Source organism: Streptomyces sp. NBC_00019 (assembly GCF_045041015.1).
Taxonomy (GTDB): Bacteria; Actinomycetota; Actinomycetes; order Streptomycetales; family Streptomycetaceae; genus Streptomyces.
Genome location: NZ_CP108302.1, coordinates 10,900,200 through 10,917,017, shown reverse-complemented (window position 1 = coordinate 10,917,017; position 16,818 = coordinate 10,900,200). Strand labels below are relative to the sequence as shown.

Sequence of the window (16,818 nt, the reverse complement as noted above, 5' to 3'; positions counted from 1 at the left end):
CCGGGGCATCACGCCCGGACCGAACCGGGTGAGCCGCCGAGCAGCAGCGGCCACACGCTGGGCATCTCGGTCACCGGCACCTCGATCAGCGAGGGCCCCCGTTCGCCGAGGCATTCCTTGAGTGCCCCGGTGAGGTGGGCGGGGGTCTCGGCGCGGACGGCGGGGACCCCGAAGGACTCCGCCAGCCGCACGAAGTCGGGGCTGCTCAGGTCGCTGCCGATGAAGCGGCCCTCGAACTCGTCCGCCTGGATGCGCCGTACGTTTCCGTAGGCGTTGTCGTTGAAGACGACCGCGGTGACCCCGATGCCGTACGTGCGGGCGGTCGCCAGTTCCTGCATGTTCCAGCAGAATCCGCCGTCGCCGTTGATGGAGACGACCGCCCGGTCCGGGTTGCCCACCTTGACGCCCAGTGCCGACGGGTAACCGTAGCCCAAGGTGCCCTGGTAGCCGGGCGTGAGGAAGGTCCCCGGGTGGTGGACGGGGTAGCCGACCGCTGCCAGATAGCCGACCTGGGTCAGCTCGTTGACCAGGAAACCGTCGTCCGGGATCGCCTCGCGCAGGGCACGGACGTACGACCATTGTGGTTCGACGCTCTCGACCTTCCGGGCACACCAGGTGCGTACGTCGGCCAGTTCGCTCGAGGACCATCCGGGCCCCGGCCGGGGCGGTCCGGCTCGGCCCGTGGTCAGCGCGGCACGCAGACTCTCCAGCGCCGTCCGGGCGTCGGAGCACAGGCCGAGGTCGGCCCGGCGGGGTGGTCCCAGGTCGGCCGGGTCCGCGTTGACCAGGGCGACGGTCGCCGCGGGGGCGGTCGGCATGGCCGTGCCGCGTGGGGTCACGAAGCGGCTGCCCACGACGAGAACCACGTCGGCCGAGGACAGCATCCGCGGTGCGGCGAGGCTGGGGAAGGCGAGTCGGTGGTGCGACGGGACGGCCCCGCCCGCGTTGCGGCTCATGACGACCGGGGCGGACAACTCCTCGGCCAGGGCGGTCAGTACGGCGCCGGCCCGCGAGGCGAGGACTCCCCCGCCGGCGTAGAGCAGGGGGCGGCGGGCCCCTCGTAGGACTGTGGCGATCTCTGTGAGGACGTCCCGCTCCGATTCCGCAGACTGACCGGAGCGGACACCCTCCGATCTCGGACCGCCGACATCAGTACCCTTCGGGTCCTCCGCCGCACTACCGGTAGCAGAACCCTCCAGGTCCGTTTCCGCCCGCGCGGCCAACACATCGGCCGGAATCGTCAACGCCACCGGTCTGGGGCGGCCGGACCGCGACTGCCGTATCGCTTCTCGAACCAGGCCGGGAATGCGGCCCGGCGTCTCGGCGCGAGCCGACCACTTCGTGATCGAGGCCAACACTCCATCCTGGTCAGGCAGTTCGTGCAGCATGCCCAGCCCTCGGCCCGCGAGTGGCGACGGAATGTCGGCCGCCACGCACAGCATCGGCGACGAGCAGGCATACCCCGTGGCCACGGCAGGCAGCGCGTTCAGCACACCAGGACCGGGGACGACCAGGCAGACGCCCGGCCGCCCAGTGGTCCGTGCGTACGCCTCCGCCATGTGGGCGGCGCCCTGTTCGTGCCGGGCGGTGATGTACTCGATCGGTCCTCCGGCGGAGCGGGCGCGGGCCAAGGCGTCCAGGACATGGTCGAGTTGGACGCCGGGCACGCCGAAGATGTGGCGTACGCCCTCCCGCTCCAGCTGTCTCACCAACGCCTGTGCCCCGCTCAACTCCACGTCGCCGCCGCCTTCTTGTCCTCGGGCTCCGCCTCGCCGGGCGCCTGCGCCCTGGCATCCCGGCGGTCCAGCCAGCTCAGTACCGGCACCGTCATGACCGTGGTGATGAGGGCGACGAGGACCAGCGCGGTGAACAACTCCTCGCTGACGATGCCGGCCGCCAACCCGATGTTGAGCGCGATGAGCTGCATCAGGCCGCGGGCGTTCATCAGGGCGCCGACCCTCACGGCCACGGGACCCGGCTCGCCGCGCAACCGAGCGGCGGCCCAGCAGCCGCCGAACTTGCCCGCGACCGCCAGGACGACCGCGGCCGCGCCGAACGCCATCACGGACGGGTCGGAGAACACGTCGAAGCGGGTGTTCAGGCCGGAGTAAGTGAAGAACATCGGGACGAAGACGACCTGGGTCACGGACTGAGTGGTGCGCACCAGCTGTTCGGACGCCTCGCCGCGTGGCATGGCCATCCCGACGCAGAACGCGCCGAAGACGGCGTAGAGGTCGATGACGTCGGTGAACCAGGCAGCGCCGAACAGTACGGCGACGGTGAACAACAGGCGCGTGTCGTCGCCGAGTCCGGGCCGGTTCACGATCCACGCCAGCAGCCGCCGACCCAGCAGGAACAGCACGGCCACAAACAGCAGGGAGCCGCCGACCGCCGTCAGCACGGGCCCGGCCTCGCCGGAGGCCACGCTCAGCACCCCGGCGAGGAGGATCCAGGCGACGGCGTCGTCGGTGGCCCCGGAAGCGAGGGAGAGGGAACCGAACCGGGTACCGGACAGCCCTCGTTCGGTGATGATCCGGGCCAGCATCGGGAAGGCGGTGATGGCGAGGGCGACGCCGACGAAGGCCGCCGTCACCCAGACCGAGACCCCGTCGACGAAGATGCCGACGTGGCCGTGGGCCACGAGGGTCAGGCCCACGCCCAGTGCCAGCGGGATTGCCACCCCGGCCGAGGAGACCGCGACGGCGGTACCGGCCAGCCCGCGCCCGGCGTGCGCCCGGAACTCGTATCCAGCGGCGAACATCAGGGCGACCAGGCCGATCTGCCCGGCCACGTACAGCACCGGCTTCAGTTCCGGCGGGAAGACCTCCTCCGACAGGCCCGGGGCCAGCAGCCCGAACAGCGAGGGGCCGAGCAGCACCCCGGCGATCATCTCGCCGACCACAGGCGGCTGTCCGAACCGGCCCATCACCAGGACGACCACACGGCACGTCAGCAGAATCACGACGACGGCCAGGAAGAAGGCGGGAGCGAGCTCCACGGGAGTCATGGTCGCGTTCCTCTCAACGGCCTGCGGCGACGGAGGGTGCGGAGCCGCCGGACGAGGCGGCGAAGTAGTTCCGGCACAGCCCCTGGCGGCGGGCGTCCCACACCATGTAGCTGCCGAGGACGAGTTGGACGAGGCTGCGCGGGACGGCAGCCCAACGGTCGGCCAGCCGCAGCGCCGCGAGCCGGATCCGTCGGCCGACGGGGCTCCACAACGCTCCGGTGCGCGGGACGAGCAGACAGGGACCGCGGCTGGGCAGCGACCGCGTGTGCTCCGCCGACGACTCCAGCCGGAACCGCCGTAGCGTCTCCTCGGCCGCGACCCGCATGGTCAGGACGGCGAAACCACGTGCCGGGCAAGGGCGGTTGGCCGTAACTCCGAACGGGATGAAAGCGGATGGCTTGGTGTCCGGGGACAGCCACCGGTCGGGGTCGAACCGCCCACCGTCCGAGCCTTGGTATTCGGGGTAGTTGAACAGCAGGACCGATCCGGCGGGGATGGGGTCCCGTCCGTCCCGGGGGATGGCATCGGACGTGATCCGGTGGGCCACACCGAAGAGCGGGAAGTGCTGCAGGGTCTCGTTGATCACCCGGTCCAGGAAGTCGGCGTCCTCCTCGCCGGCCGCCAGACGGTCCTGCACCGGCCGGTGTGTGGCCAACGCCAGCAGCAGGTGGGCCATCGCCTCCGACATCTGCACCACGGCCGTGTTGAAGAACGTCCCTTGCAGGTAGTACGCCCTCTCGCGCTCGGAGAGCGTGGACGGAAGCGGCACCGACGGCGGGTCGTGTGCGAGCCGGTCCCGCAGATAGGCGGTGAGCCGGGACCGGCGGTCCATGTGGCGCAGTCGGGTGCACTTCAGGGCGCTCACCACGTCGTCCGCGTTGCCGACGATCAGGTCACGGGCGTAGCGCGGGCACCGCTCGCGGAAGACGACCTCGTAGTAGACCTCGGCCCACACCGGCATCATCAGGTCGCGCAGCCGGACGCGGTGCACATCGGTGGTGTCGTCCAGCTCGTCGAGCACCCGCCGGGTGCAGCGGCCGACCGACTCCGTCCACTGCTCGCGGGAGAGCCCGGCGAGGATCTGCCGCGTGGTCCGGGCTACGTCGTCGTAGCGCGGCCCGGGTTCCAGGTGCTCCTGATGCACCTCCGGGCCCGGCGAGAGCCAGTACCAGAACAGGTCGGACAGCGTGGCACCCCGGCTGCGGCCGTTGGCCGCGGGATGCCCGTACACCTGCTTGAACTCCTCGGCGGGCACCTCCCGCCCGGGCGCCTGGATGCCCTCCTCGCCACCGACCCGGGCGAAGATCCGGACCCGTAGCGCGATCACCGTGCGCGGCAGCCAGTACGGCAGGCTCACGACCACGGCCAGGGCGAGGGCGAGGGTCGTCCATCCCTGGGCGCTCATGACACCGCTCCCCCGAAGAGCCGCCCGGACCAGGCCGGCCGGACGAGGCCGGGGGTGAGCTCGTCCAGACCGGATGCCCCGCACAGAGCGACGGTGTCGTCGAGTTCCTCGCGCAGCAGCTCCAGCAGCCGCCGCACGCCCTTCTCACCGCCCTCGGCCAGGGCCCACATCACGGGCCGTCCGATCCCGACGGCGGCCGCGCCGAGCGCCAGCGCCTTGACGACGTCGGTGCCGCGTCGCACTCCCCCGTCGAGGAGGACGGGGATCCGTCCGGCGACGGCGGCGGTGATCTCGGGGAGCATTTCCAGGGTGGCGGGTACGGTGTCCAGCTGCCGTCCGCCGTGGTTGGAGAGCAGCAGCCCGTCCACGCCGTGGCGCAGGGCGAGGCGGGCGTCCTCGGGATGCAGCACCCCCTTGAGGAGGATCGGCAGCGAGGTGGTCCGGCGCAGCCAGTCGATGTGCTCCCAGTTGAGCTCCGCGGACATGAGGATCTGCCGTACGTGACCGCTCTCGCCGTCCCGCAGATCGCGCAGGTTCTCGCAGCGCAGTCCGGCCGGCAGGTCGTGAAAGCCGTTGCGCCGGTTGCGCTCGTTGGCGCCCAGCACCGGGGAGTCCACCGTGACGACGAGGGCGCTGCACCCGGCCTCGGTGGCCCGCCGGACCAGGGTCTCGGTGATCTCCAGATCGGGCTGGATGTAGAGCTGGAACCACAGCGGCACGCTCGCGCCCCCGGCCGCGCGGGCCGCGTCGGCGATCTCTGCGACCGCGACCGTCGACGCCATGGACACGATCATGATCGCGCCGGCGGCGGCAGCAGCCCGGGCGGTCGCCAACTCCCCTTCCGGATCGACCAGTTTATGGAAGGCGGTCGGCGACAGCAGGATCGGCATGCCAGCCCGGTCGCCGAACAGCCGCACCTCCAGCTCCCGTTCAGCGCTGCCCCGCAGCACCCTGGGCAGCAGCCGCAGCGCGCTGAACGCCGCCTCGTTGGCCCGCACGGTGATCTCGTCCCGTGCGCCGCCTGCGATGAAGTCGGCGTAGACAGGGTCGAGTTTGGCGCGGGCCGCGGTCTCGAAGTCCTGGACACTCAGCATCATGGCGTCCGTCACCGCCCGGCCGCGACCGCGGTGGGGTGCTGGATGTCGAGTTCACGGGCGAAGAACTTGGCGAGCGGGGCGTGGTGGACCTCGGGGTGGTCCCACTCGTTCTCCAGGTTCTCGGCCAGGTGATGGGTGCCGAGGAGCTCGCCGTCGCGGTAGTGGCGGATCACCGGGTGGAGGTACGCGGCGTCGAAGGCGTCGTCGACCGAGTTCTGCGCGGTGCGGCGCACGGTGATGTCGAAGGGGTCGACCTTGTCGTGGTCGGGCCCGTATTCCAGGGTGATGGTGAAGTAGTCGCCGCTTTCGGCGAGTTGGCCCTCCTGGGCGTACGCGACGGGGACTTCCTCGTGGTAGCGGGCCGGTTCGCCGGGTGCGGTGACGATGAGGTCTCCGATCACGCCGAACTGCTGCCACAGCGCCGAGCTGCGGTTGACCCGGGCCACCACGGCGTCCGCCAGTGCGGTCGGGGTCGTGTCCAGCGGCTGGTGCGGCCAGGGCCGGTCGTGGTGGCGCTCATCGAGGATGTGACTCAAGGACCGTACGGCGTACCGGAATCCGTGGATGAAGCCGCCGGTGGACTTCTTGAAGTCACGCTGCTGCATCAGAGTGCCAGCGAAGTACAGGCCGGGCACGTTCACCGACTCGTAGGCCGGGGAGAGGGCGGCGAAGCGGTCGTTGATGACCAGTTCGGGTTGGCAGTCGCAGTCGAAGACCGAGGCGTCGAAGCGGAAACCGGTGCACACGATGACCCGGTCGTACTGCAGCTCCTTCACCACCTCGTCGGCTCGGGAGAAGCTGAAGCGGACCCGGTAGCGCCCGTCGTCGCCCTTCTCGATGGACAGCGCCTCGCCGTCCAACAGGGCGTTCTGCGACTTGAGTTGATAGGTGTCGAGGAAGTTGTTGTTCACCGCGCGCAGATGACCGACGTAGTGGGTGTTCCAGGCCATCCGTATGGAGTGCGGGCCCGCGACATGGATCACCGCGGCGGTCTCGACAAGGTTGTCAGCGGTCTCCAGGGCGGAGTTGCCCTTGCCGAGGATCAGAACGCGCTGGTCGATGAAGTCGTCCGGGTCCACCGAGACCACGGAGTAGTCCTCGGCGGTCTCGATGCCGGGGATGTCCGGCGTGTTGGGCCGGGTCAATCCGGTGGCCATGATCAGACGTCGGGAGTGGTGCGACTGCCCGTGCTGGTCGGTGACGGAGAAGCCGTCCTCGTCGCGCCGGATCCGTACCGCCCGGGTGTCGTAGGCGATGTCCAGCTTGAACGTCTCGGCGAAGTCGGCCAGATAGCGCACCAAGTCGTCGGCGTGCGGAAAGTATCGCCTGCTGTAACGGGCGAACAGCAGCCCGGGATCCGGGGACAGCAGGGAGTTCCAGTCCATCCGGAGGTTCAGCTCGGGGTCGTCGGTGCCGTTGTGGACCTTGTTGATGGAGATCAGCTTGCGGTGGCGGGGGAAGGTACGGAAGAAGGTTCCGGGCGCTTGGCCGCTTTCGAGGATCCGGTATCCGTGCCCTGCCGCCTGGAGTAACTGTCCGAGCTGGAGTCCGGCGGGGCCGCCGCCGACCACAAGGTATTCGAGACGGTCACTGTGCATGGTCGCTCCTTCTGCTCCGGGCGGAGACAGGCCCGGAGACGGGTGGGGGGAGACAAGCCGGCGTCCAGGCATCAGCCGCAGTGGGTCCACCGGCCGGCCAGAACGGGAGTGCTGCGCAGGTGGGGTGAGCTCTTCCGGGAACGGCCGCAAGGGCGGCGAGAAACAGGGCGGCCCGTGCTGTTTGGCATGGGCATGGCAAGCCCTTCCATCGGATGTCCCATTGAAATCTCAACGAGCACGGTAGTCAGCGGCAGCCGCCATGGAAACAGGGCCTTCGGCGATGACAGGGATTCGACAGGTGCAGCCGGTGTTCGACGCGCAGTCGGCGAGCGCGGTGTCGCGTTCGCTGGAGGCCTGCTCGGCGAGCTTGGCCGGGTCCTGATCGCCGGCCGCGCCGCTTGGGTCGAGCACCTTGCGCAGTGCGCCGAGCAGGTCGTCGCGCTCGGCCTGCGCCTATTGCGCTGCCTGCTCGGCCGCGGTCGCGCGCTGCTCGGCCGCCGGTTCGGTGGCGGGCGGATTTGGTGTCGACGGCACGGTCGGCGGCGGGGCGGGTGCGCCGCGCGGCACGGGCGGTGAAACAGCGGGCCCGGCGGCAACGACCCTGAGGCCACGACAACTCCCCTTGCTTCTCCGCGCTCGACGAGTCGGGCGGTACGCCGCACAGTCGGAGGCCGGTGCGGCACAGGGCTCGGCCCTCCAGGCCCACGCCGGAAGTGACCCGTGCTACGCCGGTGACGTCCAGGACGACGACCGATGAATCATCCTGTCCCGTCCAGGCCGCGCTCGTCCGCTGCGCACATCAAATGCCCGGCCCGGGGCACTTGGGGGGCAGTGGACGCGTATCGCGCGTCCACACCATGGGGAGGACATCGTGACCTCGTCCAACACGCAAGGGCGCGGCCGGGCCGTGAAGTCCGCGGCCCTCACCACCCAGAACGAGATGCTGACCGCCGCGGGGCGAGCGGGCTTTGTCGCACGGGGTGTGGTGTATGTCCTGATCGGCGCCCTTGCTCTTCAGATCGCCCTCAGCAGCAGCGACGGCGAGTCGGCCGACCGGCAGGGCGCGCTGGCCCAGGTCGCGGAGCAGCCGTTCGGGAAGGTGATGCTGTGGGCGATGGTGGTCGGCTTCGCCTCCATGGCGCTGTGGCGGGGTACCCGCGCAGTCCTCACCAGGGGGCCTCAGCGGAAGGCCGGTTCGCGCGTGCTTGACGGCGGACGGGCGGTCTTCTACGCCTTCGTCTGCTGGACCACCGCGGCGTACGCCGCCGGCGGCGGCCAGGGCTCCAGCGGAAACGCGCAGTCGCAGGACTGGACGGCATCGGTGCTCAAACTGTCGTACGGCCAAGTGCTGGTGGGAGCCGGGGGCTGCCTCCTGATCGGCATCGGTGCGGTACTCGCCGTCCGGGCGGCCATGCGGAGCTTTCTCAAGCAGCTGGACACCGGCACAATGAGCCACCGTACGAAGCAGGTCGTCACCGCCCTGGGCGTGGGCGGAGGCGTGGCGCGTGGCGTGGTGTTCGCCGCGGCTGGGATCTTCATCCTGGTGGCAGCCGTCCGCTTCGACCCGGACGAGGCCAAAGGCGTGGACGCGACGCTCCGCAGCTTCACGCAGACACCGGTGGGGCCATGGCTCCTGGTCGCCGTCGCGATCGGGCTGATCCTCTTCGGCGTCTTCTCCTTCGCCTCCGCTCGGTGGCGCCGCCTGTAACGGTGATACAAGCCTGATCTGCCGGCTCCTCGCCAGGCTCGCCTTTGGGCCGGCCCGTCGCCACGCACTTGGTCAACACAAGAGCAGCGAACCGTCCGGCCCCCATCTCCGAGCCGCATGTGGAGCGGCGGTCCGCCCTCCACCACCACGCGTCAGCGGGCCGGGCGTCGGCGCATGCGCGATACCGAGCGCACGAGCAGGTACAGCACGGCGGCGATGAGAAGCAGCACGCCGGTGGAAACCAGATACAGCAGGCCGTCGACGACAGCACCGATGACGATCAGCGCGATGGCACAGATGAGTAGAACCAGGAAGAAGACCATGCCACTACGCCTCCTGGGGTGGTGGCGGATGGGCGGACCAGAGGCCGTCCACCCAGTAGCGCCGGTGTCCTCCGGTCTCGCCCTTACCTCAATTTCAGGGTAGACGCAACCCGTGGCAGTGGCCTGCCGGGCAGAACGGTTCTACCGTGGGGAGAGGAAGCAGATCCCAGGAGCGCGCCATGATCATCCTCGGACTCGTCATCCTCGTCGCCGCGGTGGTCATCGCTGTCGCCGGCGTTCTTTCCAACAGTGACGGCGCCCACGAGTTCACCGGCGGATTCTCTGTCTTCGGTGTCGACGTCACCGGCTCCACCGGCACCCTCTTCCTCTGCGGCATCGTCGTCGGGGCGGCGGCGTTGCTCGGGTTGAGCCTGATCCTGGCCGGTACACGCCGTACCACCCGCCGCCGCACGGCACATCGCGGGCCCAAACCGTCCCGGCGCGGGTCTGTTGCGGCCGAACGGGAACCCGGTGGCCTGACCAGCGAACGCGACGCCTCCCGCGGGCAGACGGTGCAGGCGGAGAGGGAGGACGAAGACCGGGCCGACCTGGTCGAACGCCCCCGTCACAAGCAGAACTGGTTCCACCGCCGGGCCGCTCCCCGCTGACGATCTCGCAGGCGACCGTGCCCGCACCGGACGCCCGGACGCCGCTGTGGTCATGAGCGGTCGGCTGCGACACAGACCTCGATGGACCTGCCGGGCACGGTGACGATGGGTACGCAGAGAGCGGGTGTTCCTCATGGACTGGCTGAGAAGGCTGCCCGTGATCGGAAAGCTGATGCGGACGCACGCTGGGCGGGCGTTCGAGCGGCTGGATGCCGTCCACTGGGCCCGGCTCGCCGCGGCCATCACCTTCACCAGTTTCATCGCGCTCTTTCCGTTGATCACCGTGGGTGCGGCGATCGGTGCCAAGCTGCTGAGCGAGGACCAGCTGGGGAAACTCCAGGACAAGATCGCCGACCAGGCGCCGGGACTCTCCGACCTGCTGGACCTGGACAGCCTTGTCGCGCATGCCGGATCCGTCGGACTGATCGCGGGCGCGCTGCTGCTCGTGATCGGCATCAACTGGGTCGGCGCCCTGCGCGGCAGCCTGCGCGCGGTGTGGGAGAAGGAGCAGGACCCGGGCAATCCGTTCCTGCTCAAGGTCAAGGACTCCGTGGTGCTGGTCGGCCTCGGCGTGGTCGGGCTGGTCGCGATCGGCGGTTCGGTGTTCGCGAACATTGCCGTCGGCTGGGCCGCCGACAAGGCCGGTATCGAGGCCGGGGCGGGACGGGCCCTGCTGTTCTTCGCCGGCCTGGCCATCGCCCTGGTCGTCGACTTTCTGCTGCTGGTCTACCTGCTCACCCGGCTACCGCGGGTACATCCCGGCCGGCGTGCGGTCGTGGTCGCCGGGCTGATCGGCGCGGTGGGCTTCGAACTGCTCAAGTGGTTGCTGACCGGCTACCTGCAGGGCGTTGCGGGGAAGAGCATGTACGGCGCCTTCGCCGTGCCGGTGGCCGTCGTGCTGTGGATCAACCTCATGGCCAGGCTGCTGCTGTACTGCGCCGCATGGACAGCAACGGCGGCGGGGACGGCGGCGCAGTCCGCCGAGACAGCCGAGGGCGAGAGCCCGGAGCCCGGGATCAGTCCCGCAGCCGACGGCGCACCACAGCGTGCGTCAGTCGGCAGCGGCGCACCAGCAGCACCGCACCTCCAGAAGCACGGGCCCTGATCTGGGCGTGATTCCTCGTGCTCGGGCAACTGCGTGCGGTCACCGCTTCGGCGACGGTGTCAGGACACCAGGCCGGGGAGGGGTTCGGAGGCGTCGATGAAGGCGCGAGCCACCTCGGACAGGCGGCGGTTGTGGGAGCGGGCGTAGCCGCGCAGCGCGGTGAACGCCTGTTCCATGTCGATGTTCTGGCGTTCGGCGAGTTTCCCCTTGGCCTGCTCGATCAGTACGCGGCTGTTCAATGCCGTCTGGAGTTGTTCGTTGAGGACGGTGCTGCGGTGGGTGGAGCGCTGTTGCAGAAGGCTGATGGTGGCGACGTCGGCCAGGGCCTGGCCGATGAGCGTGCCGGCCGGGTCGAAGGGGCCGGGGGTGGCGTGGAAGAGGTTCAGGGCGCCGACGGTCTCGTCCCGCAGGCGCATGGGCAGGGCCTGGACCGCCCCGAAGCCGCTGCGGTGGGCCGCCGTGACGAAGTGCGGCCAGCGGTCGACCTCGCGGGTCAGGTCGGGGACGAGCACCGGTGTGCCGCTGCGGAAGCATTCCAGGCAGGGGCCTTCGTCGTTCTGGAGCTGGAAGAGTTCCAGCAGGCGTACCCGTTCGTCGGAGGCGGCCATCACGCGGAGTTTGCCGTCGCGGTCGGCGAGCAGTACCCCGGCGGCGCTCGCGTCGAGCATGCTCACGCAGCGGTCGGTGAGCAGACGCAGGAAGTCGATCAGGTCGAAGTCGGCGACCAGGTTGTCTGCCAGCTCGACGAAGGTCTTGGCCAGGAGCTGCTGATTCATGATGAACACCCTCGATTGAGACTAGTCCCGCCGGGAGGGGGCGGGAAGCGCAGCACGCTTATCGTCCGGAACCGGTGCGTCAGGCGTCATCGTCCGTCCGTTTCGGTTCCGTGTCGGGGGAGAAGCGGAGCCGGTGGGCCACCACGTCGGCGGCCACGTCGGCGAGCCGGCGTCCCTGGGTATAGGCGTAGGCGCGCAGCCGGACGAAGGCTTCGTCGATGCCGACTTCGAGCTGGACGGTGAGGATGCCGGTGGCCTGGTCGATCTCCGCCCGGTATCCGCCCAGGTCCTCGAAGCCCCGGTCTGCCAGTGCTCCGTCGACCGGCGCGCCCGTCTCATCGATACGCGCGTCGAGCAGGAGCAGTGTCGCGAGGTCGGCGAACGCCAGCGCGTCGGCCAGTTCCTCCGCGTCCAGCACGGTGGGGACGTTGGCGTACAGGTCCAGGACTCCCGGGCTGATCGCCCCGATCTGCAGGGGGAGCGCGAAGACAGCGCGTGCCCCGGCATCCAGGGCCGCGTCGGCGAACACGGTCCAGCGGTCCTGCAGTTCACCGGTGAGCAGATCGGGCGTCAGGACGGCCGAGCCATCGGTGAAGGCGTCCACGCAGGGTCCTTCACCCAGGGTGAGCTGCAGCTCTTCCAGTTGCTCGCTGATGGTGTCGGTGCTGCACAGCGGATGGCTTGCAGCGGTCCGGGACATCGCCGATACCCCGGCTCCGCCGACCGGGAGGGCGGCCACGGCCGCGGTGCACACGTCCACGACACCGGGCCGGGTGCCGCGTCGGGCCGCCTGCTCGGCGACCAGCACCTGGATCCGGGCCGAGCGGCTGTCGGACCTCATCCGGGCCACCGTGTCCAGGCATCGTGGGCCAGGCCTTCCAGCCGCGCCGCGGTTCGCTCGCCGACCGGAAGGACCAGCGCGCGGAACATGGTCGGGCCCGCCGGCCGCCACACCTCTCCCAGGTCCAGCCATCCCCAGGAGCGGAGTGAGGCAAGAGTCGGGTGATCGTTCTGATCCACCATGGTGGCGCCGAGGGGTGCCTGGTGGTCGCTCAGCAGCCGCTCCTGCAAACGGCGGGCCATGTCCTGGTCCTGCGGGTGTGGTTGGACCAGGATGCTGGTGATCGCGAAGACGCCGCCGGAGGCGGTGAGTTGCTCGATGCTCTGCGGCAGTGCTCCGTCGAACCCGAGCCACCAGAAGCCGTCGCTGCTCACCGGGAACCCGAAGGCGCATCCCACCAGGTGGTCCGTCTCCGCGATCACCATGGCGAACCCCGGCCGCCGGATGTCACCGGTGAGACGGTTCAGGAAGTCCTGGCGGCTGCGGTACACCTCAGGGACGGACGCCTCTCCGGAGTCGACGTACAGATCCGACAGCTCCCCGCCCAGGCCCTGCGCCAGCCAGCGGTTCACCCGGCGCAACCGCACCGCGTCCATGGTGGACGACTCGCCTGCACGGGGCTTGTGCGGCTGCCCCTGCCTGGGCTGGGCCATCACCGCACATCGCCCGACAGGACAGCCACCAGCGGAATACTCCGGTCCGGCAGGGCCGGAGCGACCGGGTCAGGGACGTCCCGGAGAGACGGTGACAGATGCCCGAGCGGAAGGCCCAGAAGCAGGAACCCGCAGCCGGTGAGCTCGAGGATCCGCCCCAGTGACGGTGGCGGATTGTGCAGTCGTAGGATCCCGCCGGCCTCCCTGGTCCGCTGCGCGGCGTAGAGGAAGGTATTGAGGCCGCTGCAGTCGCAGAAGGTCACGGGGGTGAGGTCGACATCGACGATGCGGATGCCGTCGCTCAAGCACTGTGCCAGTGCCGCGCGCACCAGCGGTGCCGATTCCAGACCGATCTCACCGGACACGGTGATCAGTGCCCGGTGCCTTTGGGTATGGCGGTAAATGGTGAGCTGTGGGACAGGCATGACGCCTCGGTTCAAAGACCATCCGGCAGCGAGATGGGGACACCGGGTTTACCGGCCCCCTTGGCGCACTGTCGGCAGGGGCGTACGTTCGGCGGAGACGGAACGAGGGCCGGTCCGAGGGCCTGTGCAACAGGACAGAGGACCCACCCGGATCCCTCCAGGGATGCGCCGGGTGACGGACGAAAGGTCCGCTCCCCGCAGCCATCTGTGTCGTGAAACGACAAGCCGCCGGGGTCTGGGACGCCTGTATAGCAGCATAGCCCTGGCCCAGTGCGACAGACCGTCCGAGACCGTCCCATCTCAGGATGTGGATGGTGTCAACCTGTGGCGGCGCGCTCATGTCCGTTGCCCCGCACGGTACTTGGTCCCACAACGTCAAGCCGCGGCCCACAGCCGCTCAGGTCTGACAGACCGCCGGCTGTCCGACGGAGGTTGTCGACGGACGGGCCATTTTCGGCTCTGCCGGCGATCCTGGATGCTGCTGGTGATCTTCAGGTGGTCAAGATCCGGCAGAGTAGCCGGAATTGGCCGACTCGCCTGATCCGGCCTGGTGGTGAACTGCCCGGTGGGATGCATCCGCTGAGTCTGATGATGTCGGCTCGGCGATCGGCTTGCCGGTCTCCGTCATGATCCGTACCGCCCCCTTGTGGAACTTCGGATCCGTCGGGAGGAGTCCTGTCGCGGTGGGGAATCGGCCACTACTGCAGTGCGTGGACCACGGCTGAGAACAGCGGGGACATCCGGGATGCTGCGGGGACGATGAGGCGGGCGGTGCCAGGTCGGCGGCTCGCGGCCGGCAGGGCCCCGGTCAGCAGTCGCCACGATGTCGGTGATCTCGGACTGGGTGCGACGGTGTGGTGCGAGGGCACCGTAAACGCCGGCGATCCGCGTCATATGGTTCCCGTCCGGTTACCAACTCGGGTGAGTTGCTTCCCACGTGTTCCCCGGTCCGGGGCTTCGACACCACGAATCGCCCGTCCGGCCGTTCGCCCCTGGGGGCGCGTGTACCGGTCGGGTGGGGCCAGGGCGCCTACGATCGGCCGGGTGGGCACTCCCGAGCACTCGACGACCGGCGGCCCCGGGGAGAATTGGGCCGGCCGGGTGAGTGGCCTGGCCGGGTCCTGCCACCCCGGGCCTGTTGTGGCGGTCACCGCGTTGATGGCCGCTCTGGCCGTCACCGCCGGTCAGAGCGTCGCGCGTTGCGCCCTGACCGCCGCCGCTGTGTTGAGCGAGCAGCTGTCCGTCGGCTGGTGCAACGACGCGTTCGATGCGCGCCGGGACATCGCCGCCGGCCGCCACGGCAAACCAGCCGTCTACGGCACGGTCGGTGTGACGGAGGTGTGGGTGGCCGCGTACGCCGCGCCGGCGCTGTGCGTGCCGCTCTCGATCGCTTGCGGCCTGTGGGCGGGCGCCGTTCACCTGACGGGGGTGGCGGCGTGGGCCTACGACCGGCGACTCAAGGCGACAGCATGGTCCTGGGCGGGGCGGAGGCGGCAGCGGAGACGTCGTCGTCCAAGCCCCGTCGATCTGCCCCAGACGGTCGGCCGGAACGGGACAGGGCCACGTTCCCATCAGGGCGTTGTCGGCGAGGGCAAATCCGACCTGTTGACTTGCTCCTCGCCCTGAAGGGCGAGGATTCTGGCCTTCCCTGACTGGTTGCCGTGCCGCTACGCGGCACGGTTTCCGGTCGGGAATCCGTGGCTTCCTGTTTCTTCGCGCTGTGCCAGAACACGTTCTGGTCCTACCGGCGCTCCGCAGGCTGATACCGCCAGTCCGGCGGCCGTTTTGACGTTCGTACCGCACCGGGCGAGTGGGCGTCACGGCCACGCCGATTCTCCTTCACGCGGTAGAGAGCGGACCGGTCTCGGGCGGACAGCCGCGGCCGTGCTGGATGTCTATGGCTTCGGACGAGCAGCACACGGTGTCTTACCGATCGGCACCGAGCTGCTGCCCGAAGCCCGGGACAGGTTGACCGCCTGGATCGGATGCCACCTCCGCGGGGTAGATGGCATCCGACTGGCCGGGCGCCGGAACCAGCTACGCGCTCTGGGGCAGCAGAGCGGCGTCGATGACCTCAGCGATAAGGGTGGCGCCGCGGCTGTTCTGGTGGATGTGGTCGGTCGTGAGCACGAGACCTCGCCGCCGCGAGATCGTGTCGAGGCTGCGGCGCAGCACTGCGTGCTGGACGAGGACGCCGACAGCCGCTGCGGGCGTCACCTCCCGGTATGAAATCGGCGGCGGGTCCGCTTGGCGCAGTTCCTCGATCTGACGTTCGTTGAGCGGCAGGTAGGCCACCTCGTTGGTGGCGGCGATCTCGGCGATCATCCGGCTGTACGCCTGTGATGCCTGTGCCGCTGCTCCGTCGAGTTGTTGGCCGAGTACCGGTAGCGACAGCAGAGCGATCGTGGCGTCGGTCTCCGCTCGCAGCCGTGCGACGACGGCTTCCAGGCACTGTTGGAACCAGCCGGCCGACGGGCGGTCGGGGAGCTGTTTGCGCTTCATGGCCTGCTGGACGGGGTAGCCGGCAAGGCTCGCTCGGGCGTCGTTGGTCCCGATCAACACGGTGATCACATCGGGTGGGTTCGTGACGACAGTATCGAGGCGCTGCAAGAGGTTGTAGGCGAAGTCGCCGTTGGCGCCGAATCGGGCAAGTTGCACGTCACAGGGAGGGCGGCGGCGTGCGAGAAGATCCAGGTAGTCGACGCTGAACTGCGCGCGGGTGAGGCTGTCGCCGAGGCACGCGATGCGTGTCGTCACGACGCTTCCTGCGGGCTGGGCGTGCTAACGCGTTCGGTCGGGCGGGTGTCGGTACGAGGACGGTGGTCGGTGCCGAGGGTCGCAGTGATGGCCAGGATGGACGTCGGCCCCTGCATGTCGACCACGTGCCATACCCCGGCCGGGTTGATGGTGGCCTCGCCCGGTCCGAGCACAACGCGGTCGGGCACCCCGTCCACGTCGCGGGTAACCGTCACGGACCCGCTGAGGCAAACGACCAGTTCGTCGCCTGCGGGGTGGCTCTCCCAATGGTCGCCGGGCCCGTCGCCGTCGAAGATCATCACCATCCGGCCCTCGGCGCCGTCTGGCGCGACCGCGGCGCTGTAGGCCTGGAGCACCTCCGGGTCCCAGGTGAAGCCCTCGACGGGTTTCGCTTTCGATCCCAGTCCGAGGTGCACGGGGGTGGTCCGCAGGTCCATGGCATTAGGTTCGTGGTTGACGAGTCTCATGCCGACGATCGTCCACGCCAGCGATCGGGCGGTCTTGAAGAAAAGGGA

General features: G+C 69.6%; 17 protein-coding genes. 4 read left to right on the top strand and 13 right to left on the bottom strand.

Translation table 11 applies throughout. The annotated features are described in order from the left end of the window. Positions 1-8 precede the first annotated feature (8 nt). The 6 genes from OHU89_RS50750 to OHU89_RS50725 all read right to left on the bottom strand — a co-directional run bounded on the left by OHU89_RS50750 (position 9) and on the right by OHU89_RS50725 (position 7,518). Positions 9-1,736: a thiamine pyrophosphate-dependent enzyme gene (locus tag OHU89_RS50750; protein ID WP_405653648.1), complete on the bottom strand. Its 1,728-nt coding sequence runs from the start codon at positions 1,734-1,736 to the stop codon at positions 9-11. Then, positions 1,727-3,007 carry a cation:proton antiporter gene (locus OHU89_RS50745; RefSeq protein WP_405653645.1) on the bottom strand — a complete coding sequence of 427 codons (1,281 nt, stop codon included), beginning with the start codon at positions 3,005-3,007 and terminating at the stop codon, positions 1,727-1,729. The genes OHU89_RS50750 and OHU89_RS50745 overlap by 10 nt, the downstream gene beginning before the upstream one ends. Positions 3,008-3,020: 13 nt before the next feature. Continuing rightward, positions 3,021-4,412 carry a cytochrome P450 gene (locus OHU89_RS50740; RefSeq protein ID WP_405653642.1) on the bottom strand — a complete coding sequence of 464 codons (1,392 nt, stop codon included), beginning with the start codon at positions 4,410-4,412 and terminating at the stop codon, positions 3,021-3,023. Then, positions 4,409-5,509, bottom strand: coding sequence for an alpha-hydroxy acid oxidase (locus tag OHU89_RS50735; protein ID WP_405653640.1), 1,101 nt, complete (start codon positions 5,507-5,509; stop codon positions 4,409-4,411). The genes OHU89_RS50740 and OHU89_RS50735 overlap by 4 nt, the downstream gene beginning before the upstream one ends. An 8-nt stretch (positions 5,510-5,517) precedes the next feature. After that, positions 5,518-7,107, bottom strand: coding sequence for an NAD(P)-binding domain-containing protein (locus tag OHU89_RS50730; protein ID WP_405653637.1), 1,590 nt, complete (start codon positions 7,105-7,107; stop codon positions 5,518-5,520). A gap of 228 nt (positions 7,108-7,335) precedes the next feature. After that, entirely contained in the window at positions 7,336-7,518 is a 183-nt protein-coding gene (locus tag OHU89_RS50725; protein ID WP_405653635.1) for a hypothetical protein, read from the bottom strand. 460 nt (positions 7,519-7,978) lie between these two features. Here OHU89_RS50725 and OHU89_RS50720 point away from each other — a divergent pair, with 460 nt between their 5' ends. Continuing rightward, positions 7,979-8,815, top strand: a complete 837-nt coding sequence (locus OHU89_RS50720) for a DUF1206 domain-containing protein (protein ID WP_405653633.1) — start codon at positions 7,979-7,981, stop codon at positions 8,813-8,815. Between the two features lie 152 nt (positions 8,816-8,967). Here OHU89_RS50720 and OHU89_RS50715 read toward each other — a convergent pair whose 3' ends face one another. Beyond that, entirely contained in the window at positions 8,968-9,138 is a 171-nt protein-coding gene (locus tag OHU89_RS50715; RefSeq protein WP_405653631.1) for a hypothetical protein, read from the bottom strand. A gap of 179 nt (positions 9,139-9,317) precedes the next feature. On the opposite strand from OHU89_RS50715, the gene OHU89_RS50710 reads away from it, so the two are divergent. Beyond that, positions 9,318-9,746, top strand: coding sequence for a hypothetical protein (locus tag OHU89_RS50710; RefSeq protein WP_405653628.1), 429 nt, complete (start codon positions 9,318-9,320; stop codon positions 9,744-9,746). Positions 9,747-9,879: 133 nt separating this feature from the next. Then, entirely contained in the window at positions 9,880-10,851 is a 972-nt protein-coding gene (locus OHU89_RS50705; protein ID WP_405653626.1) for a YihY/virulence factor BrkB family protein, read from the top strand. A gap of 59 nt (positions 10,852-10,910) precedes the next feature. On the opposite strand, the gene OHU89_RS50700 is transcribed toward OHU89_RS50705, so the two are convergent. The 4 genes from OHU89_RS50700 to OHU89_RS50685 all read right to left on the bottom strand — a co-directional run bounded on the left by OHU89_RS50700 (position 10,911) and on the right by OHU89_RS50685 (position 13,486). Next, entirely contained in the window at positions 10,911-11,627 is a 717-nt protein-coding gene (locus tag OHU89_RS50700) for an ANTAR domain-containing protein (protein WP_405653624.1), read from the bottom strand. Between the two features lie 79 nt (positions 11,628-11,706). Continuing rightward, positions 11,707-12,468: an ANTAR domain-containing protein gene (locus tag OHU89_RS50695; protein ID WP_405653622.1), complete on the bottom strand. Its 762-nt coding sequence runs from the start codon at positions 12,466-12,468 to the stop codon at positions 11,707-11,709. Beyond that, positions 12,465-13,121, bottom strand: coding sequence for a hypothetical protein (locus OHU89_RS50690; RefSeq protein WP_405653620.1), 657 nt, complete (start codon positions 13,119-13,121; stop codon positions 12,465-12,467). Before OHU89_RS50690 ends, OHU89_RS50695 begins: the two co-directional genes overlap by 4 nt. Beyond that, positions 13,121-13,486 carry an STAS domain-containing protein gene (locus tag OHU89_RS50685; protein ID WP_405653618.1) on the bottom strand — a complete coding sequence of 122 codons (366 nt, stop codon included), beginning with the start codon at positions 13,484-13,486 and terminating at the stop codon, positions 13,121-13,123. Before OHU89_RS50685 ends, OHU89_RS50690 begins: the two co-directional genes overlap by 1 nt. A gap of 1,104 nt (positions 13,487-14,590) precedes the next feature. Here OHU89_RS50685 and OHU89_RS50680 point away from each other — a divergent pair. After that, complete coding sequence (locus tag OHU89_RS50680) at positions 14,591-15,172, top strand: hypothetical protein (RefSeq protein WP_405653616.1); 582 nt, start codon at positions 14,591-14,593, stop codon at positions 15,170-15,172. Between the two features lie 411 nt (positions 15,173-15,583). Here the strand turns inward: OHU89_RS50680 and OHU89_RS50675 are convergent, their stop codons facing one another. Further along, positions 15,584-16,303: an SGNH/GDSL hydrolase family protein gene (locus tag OHU89_RS50675; RefSeq protein WP_405653614.1), complete on the bottom strand. Its 720-nt coding sequence runs from the start codon at positions 16,301-16,303 to the stop codon at positions 15,584-15,586. Then, a complete protein-coding gene (locus OHU89_RS50670) occupies positions 16,300-16,770 on the bottom strand; it encodes a cupin domain-containing protein (protein WP_405653612.1) in 471 nt (156 codons plus the stop codon). The genes OHU89_RS50675 and OHU89_RS50670 overlap by 4 nt, the downstream gene beginning before the upstream one ends. Positions 16,771-16,818: the final 48 nt, after the last annotated feature.